Genomic DNA, 8814 nt, shown 5'->3' with positions numbered 1-8814 from the left:
ACTCAATCTTAAACTGACCGACATTTTTCTGTAACTCAGTTGCGAGTTTGAGCAGATCTTGGAAGGATGCTTGGACGTTGTCGGCGCGGAGGGAGGTTTTGACAGAGATATCGGCAACGCGATCGATACTTTTGGTCACCTGTGCCGAATTTTCGGATTGAAGGAGGGCGGCTTGGGCGATCGATTCGACTAATTCGCCGATTTTGAGGCTGATGGCGGTAATGCGATTGAGACTCGCCCGCGTTTCATCGACTAATCTCGTCCCGATCGCGACTTGCTCGGTACCCGCTTCCATTGCCATGACTACCTCACTTGTTTGTGATTGAATGCTGGCGACAAGATTCTCGATTTCACCCGTTGCGGCGGCAGATTGACGGGCGAGAGATCGCACTTCTTCGGCAACTACCGCAAAGCCGCGTCCTTCTTCTCCTGCCCGTGCTGCTTCGATACTGGCGTTGAGCGCGAGTAGGTTGGTTTGAGCGGCAAAGTTCCCGATTAGGCTGACCACTTTCGAGATTTTTTGCGAAGATTCGCCTAGACGCTTGACTTTTTTAGCTGTTTCTGCTACTGTCGTGCGGATCGTCAGAATCCCTTCAACGGCAGAGTTCATGGCGGCATCGCCATCACGGACGAGTTGTGCCGATTCCATCACCGCCGACTCGGCAGTCAGGGCATTATTAACGACTAGTTCGATCGAGCCTGCCATCTCCTGAAGTCGGCGCAGAGCCAAGCTAATATCTTCAGATTGTTGTAAGGCTTCGATCGAGAGTTCGGCAACGGAAATCTCATTGATTGTCGTAGTCGAAACTACTTCCTGCGAGACATTCCGGACGTTATTTACCAAACCCCGCAGGCTCTCGACGGTAGAATTGTAAGAATCGGTATCGTCCCGATTTCATCGTCCGTAACGTGAGCGCGAATTGTCAGATCGCCTTGACTGACGCGATCGACTTGCAGCAATAGATCCCAAGCATTTTTCTGGAGTATTTGACGAGCGGCTTCCTGACTGGCGGCATATGCTGACTGCTGGAGGTTCGCAATTTCTAGTTGTTTTACCAGTTGCCCTTGGCTGAGTGCGGCACCAACTTGAGCGGCAATTTGAGTGACTAAATTGATTTCCGAGGGCTGCCACTCGCGCGGACGTTCGCACATCGTACCGCTAAATAGTCCAAAAAAGCGATTATTGACAATAATCGGCGTAGTTAAAATCGATTTAATTTGAGTTTGCTGGAGATGTGCGATTAAGTCGGCACTGAAGTCGGCATGTTGAAGATTGCTAACATTAATAAACGAACCTTCCCGATAACCCTTGCCGAGAACTTCAAACATATGTTCGGCAGGAATAATGACATTTAAGATGGAAAACTCTGGCTGGCGAACCGATTCGGCGATAATTTTGCCCTCACCCTCGCCATTATTATCGACTATTAAAATACTCGCGCGATCGAGTCCCAGTGCCGAACGGATTTCGGGGAGCGCAATATTGAGAATTTCTGCTTCGTCGTTAGATTGACGGAGTTTGAGGGTAATTTCGGAGATGAGTTGTGACTGTTTGGCGGCGGTTTCGCGTTGTTCGATCAGCGATGCTTGATTGAGAGCTAACGCCAGTTGAGTTGCCAACTGATTTAATAAGTTAATTTCTTCTGGTTGCCAAGCACGCGGCTGTTGGCATTCATGCCCGATTAATAACCCAAATAATTGAGAGTCGATCGTAATCGGGACGACTAAATTTGCCCGCACTTGGATATCTTCGAGCATTTTAATATGGCATTCAGTCAAACCAGATTGATAAATGTCGGCAAATGCGGTAATTTTACCTTGCTCGTAGCCAGCATCTTTGAGACAACAATCATCAATTTGAGTGCCGACGAGTGAAAGTTGCTGCTCTACTACCGATTCAGCCGTAATCGTACCGTTAAAATTTGGATCTAGCTCAAAAATTACCGCTCGATCGAGATCTAAAGCATAGCGGACTAGTTCGACAGCCGTATTCAAAATATCTTGCCGTTTGAGCGATTGTCGCAGTTGGAGCGTAAAGTTAGAAATAATCTGCGATTTGCGGGCATCATTTTCGCGTTGAGCAAACAACTGCGACTGATTGAGCATAATACTAATCTGAGTCGCGATTTGCACCAATAACTCAGTCGTTTCTGGCTCCCAATTGCGAGGCGCGTCGCACATGTGCCCGACAATCAGCCCGTACAGCTTATTATTTACCAGCACGGGTACGACTAAATTTGCCCGCACGCGCAACCCTTCGAGCATCTGGACGTGACATTGGCTCAATCCTGCCTGATGGATATCGGCGATTGCCGTGACTCGTCCTTGCTCGTAGCCTGCGCCTTGGGTTTTTTGTAAACAAGTATCGTCGATCGTCATGCCCAAAATCGAAGGCTTGCCGACAGCCAGTGCCTCAGCCGCAATTGTGGTCTCCCAACTGTCATTAAGTGTCAAAAATACGGCTCGATCGAGATCGAAAGCCTGCCGAATCCGATCTAGTCCCGTGGTAATAATCGTATCGCGATCGAGTGACTGTCTCAGTTGCAACGTAATTTCCGAGAGCAGATTCTTCCGATACATTTGAATCGTGCGTTGCTCGATCGATTTTTGCCGTGCCAGTACCAAGCCAATTCGCTCGGCAATCGTGGTGAATTTGTCAATCTCTGTTTGCGTCCATTGACGGTCGTCATTACAAGCATGTCCGATTATCGAACCAAATAGTTGCCCTTCGATCGAGATCGGTGCCACTAGCCGAGCGCAAATTTGCAGATCTTCTAAGACCCCAATTTCTACCGCTCTGAGTCCGCCAGCATCATCGAGATCGTGAATATTCGCCATATCCTCAGGGATAAAATGGTCGCGGTGGAGTTCGTATTCTAAATATCGTTCGAGCTGGGCTACTGCTGGTAATACCCAACCAGCGTCGGTGGCTGCGGCAATAATTTCGGCTTGCTGCCGATCGTTGCGACCGACAACGATCGCTCGATCGAGATTAAATTCTTGGCGAATGCTCTCTAGGGCGAGATTGAGTAATTCGACAGACTCGATCGGATCGTTAGTTTGTAGTGCCTGAGACAACATATTCGTCCGGCGCAATTCTACCGCTTGAGTATTCCAAGTCATCATCTGTTCGATCGCCAAACCGAGTCGTTGCCCAGCTTGAATCGCAAAATTTAGTTCCCAATCGTGCCAGCGTCTAATCCGATCGCACTGCTGGATCGATAGTAGCCCAATTAATTGTTTCCCTACCAAAATCGGCACGATCGCCACCGATTTGAGCTGGGTTTTGGCCACAAATTTACGCCGCGCGGGACTTAATTCTACCTGCTGGAGATCTTCGATCGCGATGGCTTGTCCTTGTTGATATCGGGCTAATTCAGTTGACGACTCCACAAAATACATCCGCGCCAGTGGGGTCGCCAATGTTGGCACGCAACCAGATGCAACGGCTTCGGCAATAACCAGTGTGCTACCATCAGCATTACACTGCAAGATCGACACGCGATCGGCTTGCAAAATTTTGAGAATGCCACTAGCACCAAGTTGATAGACCTGAAACCGATCTAATGATTCTTGAGCGGTAAGGGCGATTTTGCCGAATAACTTATTCGCATGTGCGGCTAACTGCTGTTGCTGGAGCGTGCGATCGAAGTTGCCGACTAACCGATCGAATTGAGTGGCGAGTTGTTGAAATTCGGCAGTGTCGCCCGGTTCGAGTGATACTGCCAGATTGCCGTTAGCAGCTTCGCCCAGCTTGGTGGTGACTCGCTCGATCGACTTACTCAGTCGGCGCACGGCTAATGATGCCACCCCTAAATTGGTCAAACCAAGCGATAGCAGCACGATCGCCTCCATCTGCCACCGAGTCCGATCTGTTTCTACTCGTGCGCTCTGAGCTGCTGGAGTATCAGTTTGGGCAATTTTACTCATCACTAGCCACCCACTCAGCCCGATCGGCAGCAGGATAAATGGTAGAATCATCAACAAAATTTGCCGTTGTAACGATGGCTGGCGAGGCTGGACTGGCACTGGGGCTTGATTCAGAGCGCGGGGTTCCAGTTCAGGAGAAATCCACAGATCTCCTGACGGAGAGGCTACGCCAACGGCATCTGTCTCCGCAGGTGCTGGCGGTGGGGTGGTCGCAATCGGGTCGCTAGCTGCTACTTTATCTCGTTCGATCGTATTCATTAGTTTATGTTTAGCTAAAAAAGTAATTTAAATGCGATCGGGGCTAACACGAACATCGGCCCGATCTAAGATTGCTGCGGCATCCAACACCAGAAAATTCTCGCCTGTAGGTGATTCCCAGACTCCCCGCATCCATTTTGCTAATTCTGGTTCGAGATTAGCTGGTAGATTAGAGCTAATCAGATCCAGATCGCACCATTCGATCTCGATAATTTCCTCGACGATGACCCCAATTGCGGTATCAGCTTGGTAGTCGAGCGTCGCTGGGGTTGATGGCGTTCGATCGGCGGCAGGCGCGCTACTGAGAATTACGATCGGCTGAAGACTGCGATACTTACGCGATACTTCCTTGCCACCACCTACTAACACTGCCAAATCGACAATCCACAAAATATCGCCCCGCCAATTGTAGACACCCCTCACCGCAGGCGGTAGATGTGGCATCGGTACCACTCTAGAGATCGGAATATTGACCAGTTCGATCGTCCGATCGATCTCAATTAAAGCCATTAAACCGGGTTGGATCGAAAATCGCAAAAATTGCTGTTGAGTTCTTGTGGCTGGCTCGACAACTAATGACGATCGACGTATTTGACTATCGCTGGCTAAATTCACCCCATCCCCCTTAATTGCCATCTATTTTTTGCCAATCGCTAGCTAGCTAATTTTTGGATTACTTCAACAAATTCAGCTTGGTTTACTGGCTTTGCTAAATATAAATCTGCACCTTGTTTTAAACCCCAAAACCGATCCATATCGGTATTCTTAGTCGAACACATTACTACAGGTATTTTCTGCGTATGTGTCTGAGATTTAATCGTGCGGCAAATTTCAAATCCACTGCGTCCGGGTAAAACCACATCTAAGAACACAATATCTGGTTTATTAGAACTTAAATAACTTAGTGCTTCTTCGCCATTCATTGCCGAAATTACCCGCCACCCCAAGGTTTCCAAGTAACTAGTTAAAATCATCAGATCGGTCTGAACATCTTCGACAATCAATGCTGTAGACATTTTAGTTGCCATTTATCTATATCGCTAGAAACATTTATAATTGTTCGATCGCAGTAACAAGGCTTGAGAACACCTAGCTTGAGGTAAAAAAGGTTTAGAAGTGAGATCTAAATTTCTATTTAAAAACCGAACTTCTTACTTCTTACTTCTTACTTAACCGACAGTGCAGATTGAAGATATTTATGAGCAATTTCTAATACCAATTCTGCCTGGACTGGTTTAGTCACAAAATCAGTCGCCCCAACAACCTTGGCGCGAACTCGATCGATCACCCCATCGTTACCTGTCAAAATCACAATCGGTGTATTCTGAAAAGCCCCAATTTTTCGCAGCCGACTACAAATTTCATAACCATTAGCATTGGGCATCACCAAATCTAGAAAAATCAACTCTGGCTTTTTGGCGATCGCAATCGGAATTGCTTTAAGCGAATCCATTACACTGATAAATTGATAACCCTCTTGCCGAAAAATTTGCTCTAGTCGATCGCACACAAACGGACTATCATCGATACAGAAAATTAACGGAATCTTCGTTCCTAGTGGATGCTTACTGTTAGCAACTGGGCTGGTAAAGTCTGGCAGATCGATCAGTCCCAGCATTCCCGATTGCAGGTGCCCTCGAAACGATTGACCGATGGCTGCTGGCGATTTACGCGCCTTGACGGCAATTTCTCGAATGGTATGTTCGCCATTAAGCACAAATTGTAATGCTTGATAAGCAGATGGCGAAACTATTTGTTTAAACTCTTGATGGGCAACGATTTTGATGGATCGATCGGGTAAAATTCCCGTCAACCCCACCTGTTGCCATTGCTGCTGCTGTTGTACCGCAATACCCAATGCTCGATCGATATCGATTAGCGTTAACTGGGGGCTGAGTCGATCTCGCTCGATCTGTTGATAGGTAACTTCTTCAGCTTGAACGATATCAAACAAGACCTCCACGATGGTGGTTTGGATATGTTTGATCAAGTTATTTCTGGTAATTCGCCCTTGTTTAGCCCAATTGACCAATAGATAATATTCCCAGCAACTATTCAGCTCTGCTAAGGTTAATGCCGAAATATCGGTTAGTGTTTCAATCCGGGTTTGCAGATTTTCGGTATTACTACCGTCTACACCCATAATGGTGGCATTTCTCACCCACCGACGAATCGGATGGCTACCGCCAGTAGCATACAAGATGCGACCGAGATAGATATGGAGACACCACTCTTGTCCCAATGAACTTTTTAGTAAAATATGTCCACTGAAATGTTGGTGCTTGATCTCACTCAACTCAGTAGCCAAGCCATCTAGCGTTATGTATTCAGCAACCATGTGATTTTTCCGTTTTCAGCTACCATGCAGGACTTAGTTAGGGCTAGTTAGGATCGATTCTGGATCGGTATATCTAGTGTTACGGGCTAGTTGCGATCGATTTTGGCCGATCGTGATGCCCGGTGTCATCTGTAAGATTAGTATGCCCAGTCTCATCTTGTTTCGCTCATGTCGAATCTAAGTTTATCGATTCAGCGCACGAGCATGTCTGGGCTGGTAAGTTAGTCGCGACGACTCCGATCGAATTTGCTCCAATAGATGCACCTATTTAGCGATCGCGGTTAATTCTCTAACGAATTGTCAAGGTATCTTGACAAAAGTTAGTTTTTGTTCGTGTTGAGCATTTTCGACCTAATTAATTTGCTAAAAATTAAATTAGCCGCAGTTGTCACTCGGTCAAACCGAACATGTGCCGATCGGTAGATCTGAGATCCGCATATCTACAGATCGACACTGTTGTCAAATCACTGTTATACTTCTTAACATGACGACAAAAGTATCAGACCGTAAATCCAAATACTTGTCCCAACCGGGATGATTTTGCTTAACACCCATACTAGGAGTGAATTATGTCTAAATCCTTTGACCTTTCCCTAGAACAACAATTCAATATCCGATCGTTCGAGCATCAAGTCAAAGATATGAGCCACGTACAGGCACAAGAATTTTTAGTGAACCTGTACAGACAAATGGTGCTTCAAGAAAACAGCTACAAAAACTTACTCAAACATCAATGGGGAATTGAAGAGCCAAGTCAACAAGCAGCTTAGTTAACAGCTTCTCGATTCGATTTCAATATTGTCGCTAGTCTGCGACCTCCCTCTCTGTCTGAACGATCGCTAAGGTGGGGATTGGGGCGTAAGCTGTCCGACATCACAACATTAATCGATTCAACATGGTCTCGAAGCTATTGCTGGTTGTACAATGGTCGAGATTGTAGCTCGTCAGAGTTGCGATCGCCGTATCTACTAGATAGCTATTTTATGTTTGATTGCATTATCGTCGGTGCTGGCCCCGCAGGAGGCAGCGCAGCCTACCATCTCGCCAAGCAAGGTAGATCGGTATTAATTTTGGAAAAAGATGCTCTTCCTCGGTATAAACCCTGTGGGGGCGGTGTATCGCCCGCAATCGCGCAATGGTTCGATTTTGATTTTAGCCCAGCAATTTCTTGTCGGGTAGACACCCTGCGCTATACCCTAAATTTAGAAGATCCAGTCGATGTTAAGCTCGAAAATCAAGAACCAATCTGGATGGTAAAACGCGATGTCTTCGACCATTTTCTCGTCCAACAAGCCCAAAAGCAGGGTGCCGAATTACGAGACAATACTCAGGTCACGAGCATTGAATTTAGAGTCGATCGATGGCAAGTTACGACAGCAAATGGTACCGTTGAAGGCAAATATATCATCGCCGCCGATGGAGCCAAAGGTAATATGGCAAAGTGGCTGGGCTTTAAAGATCGCAAACGTCGTCTGGCTGGCGCACTCGAAGTCGATGCCCCCAGCGACAACGTAGTCAACACCATTAACTTTGAATTTGGCTTAGTCAAAAACGGTTATATTTGGAACTTCCCCAAAGCCGACGGATATTCGATCGGAATTGGCACCTTTCGCGGTGGCGAAGCCCAAGACTTCAAAAAAATTCTCGATACCTACAGCACGGGCGCATTTGGCATCGATATCCACAAATTCAAACAATACGGACATCCCCTCTGTTTATGGGATGGCGATCAAAAACTCCATACCCAAAACGCCGTCTTAGCTGGCGAAGCCGCCTGTGTCGTCGATCCGATGACAGCCGAGGGTATCCGCCCCTCAATTTTTTCAGGTATCAAAGCCGCCGAAGCGATTCACTCTGCTCTCGGCGGTACCAGCAATGCGCTAGAGAAGTATAGTGAAGTCATAGCAACAGAATGGGGCGCAGATATGAAGTGGGCGCAGCGTCTGGCTACGGCTTTTTATCAATTTCCTAAAGTCAGTTATAAAGCCGCCGTCAAGCGTCCTTCGGCAAGTATGACGATGGCACGGGTGTTGGCTGGCGAACTCAGCTATTCGGATATTGCAGGTAAAGCAATTAAGAAACTCAGCGGTAGTTTATTTGGAAAATAATTGCAGCTAAATCCCTGACTTTTGGGAAAAAGTCGGGGATCTGCTTTTGCCAGCTTGTAGATTTCGATTTTAGTCCTTTACCCCACCCCAACCCTCCCCTTATAAAGGGGAGGGAGCCGGAAAAGTTCACCCTTTATAAAAGGGTGAGAGCTGGAAAAGCCCCCCCTTTATAAGGGGGGG

At 47.1% G+C, this 8814-nt stretch carries 7 protein-coding genes; 2 read left to right on the top strand and 5 right to left on the bottom strand.

The window, feature by feature from the left end:
* The 5 genes from Q0R35_RS09450 to Q0R35_RS09430 all read right to left on the bottom strand — a co-directional run.
* The coding region (locus tag Q0R35_RS09450; RefSeq protein ID WP_295616684.1) for a methyl-accepting chemotaxis protein at positions 1-844 on the bottom strand (844 nt) is incomplete at its 3' end.
* Positions 838-4188, bottom strand: a complete 3351-nt coding sequence (locus Q0R35_RS09445) for a GAF domain-containing protein (protein ID WP_295616681.1) — start codon at positions 4186-4188, stop codon at positions 838-840. The genes Q0R35_RS09445 and Q0R35_RS09450, both read right to left, overlap by 7 nt.
* Before the next feature lie 27 nt (positions 4189-4215).
* Positions 4216-4824, bottom strand: a complete 609-nt coding sequence (locus Q0R35_RS09440) for a chemotaxis protein CheW (RefSeq protein WP_295616678.1) — start codon at positions 4822-4824, stop codon at positions 4216-4218.
* A 17-nt stretch (positions 4825-4841) separates the two neighbouring features.
* Entirely contained in the window at positions 4842-5216 is a 375-nt protein-coding gene (locus Q0R35_RS09435; RefSeq protein ID WP_295616675.1) for a response regulator, read from the bottom strand.
* 137 nt (positions 5217-5353) lie between these two features.
* Entirely contained in the window at positions 5354-6526 is a 1173-nt protein-coding gene (locus tag Q0R35_RS09430) for a response regulator (RefSeq protein ID WP_295616672.1), read from the bottom strand.
* Between the two features lie 569 nt (positions 6527-7095).
* Here Q0R35_RS09430 and Q0R35_RS09425 point away from each other — a divergent pair.
* Entirely contained in the window at positions 7096-7296 is a 201-nt protein-coding gene (locus tag Q0R35_RS09425) for an NblA/ycf18 family protein (RefSeq protein WP_295616669.1), read from the top strand.
* A 180-nt stretch (positions 7297-7476) separates the two neighbouring features.
* A complete protein-coding gene (locus Q0R35_RS09420; protein WP_295616687.1) occupies positions 7477-8634 on the top strand; it encodes a geranylgeranyl reductase family protein in 1158 nt (385 codons plus the stop codon).
* Positions 8635-8814 lie beyond the last annotated feature (180 nt).

It is taken from the genome of Chamaesiphon sp. GL140_3_metabinner_50, from assembly GCF_025361915.1.
Classification (GTDB): Bacteria; Cyanobacteriota; Cyanobacteriia; order Cyanobacteriales; family Chamaesiphonaceae; genus Chamaesiphon.
This window is presented reverse-complemented; position numbering and strand designations above follow the sequence as displayed.

Excerpts from the sequence above, each read along its gene's own strand:
- Q0R35_RS09445 (WP_295616681.1), bottom strand. The coding sequence starts at position 4,188 with ATGAATACGATCGAACGAGATAAAGTAGCAGCTAGCGACCCGATTGCG.
- Q0R35_RS09440 (WP_295616678.1), bottom strand. The coding sequence starts at position 4,824 with ATGGCAATTAAGGGGGATGGGGTGAATTTAGCCAGCGATAGTCAAATA.
- Q0R35_RS09435 (WP_295616675.1), bottom strand. The coding sequence starts at position 5,216 with ATGGCAACTAAAATGTCTACAGCATTGATTGTCGAAGATGTTCAGACC.
- Q0R35_RS09430 (WP_295616672.1), bottom strand. The coding sequence starts at position 6,526 with ATGGTTGCTGAATACATAACGCTAGATGGCTTGGCTACTGAGTTGAGT.
- Q0R35_RS09425 (WP_295616669.1), top strand. The coding sequence starts at position 7,096 with ATGTCTAAATCCTTTGACCTTTCCCTAGAACAACAATTCAATATCCGA.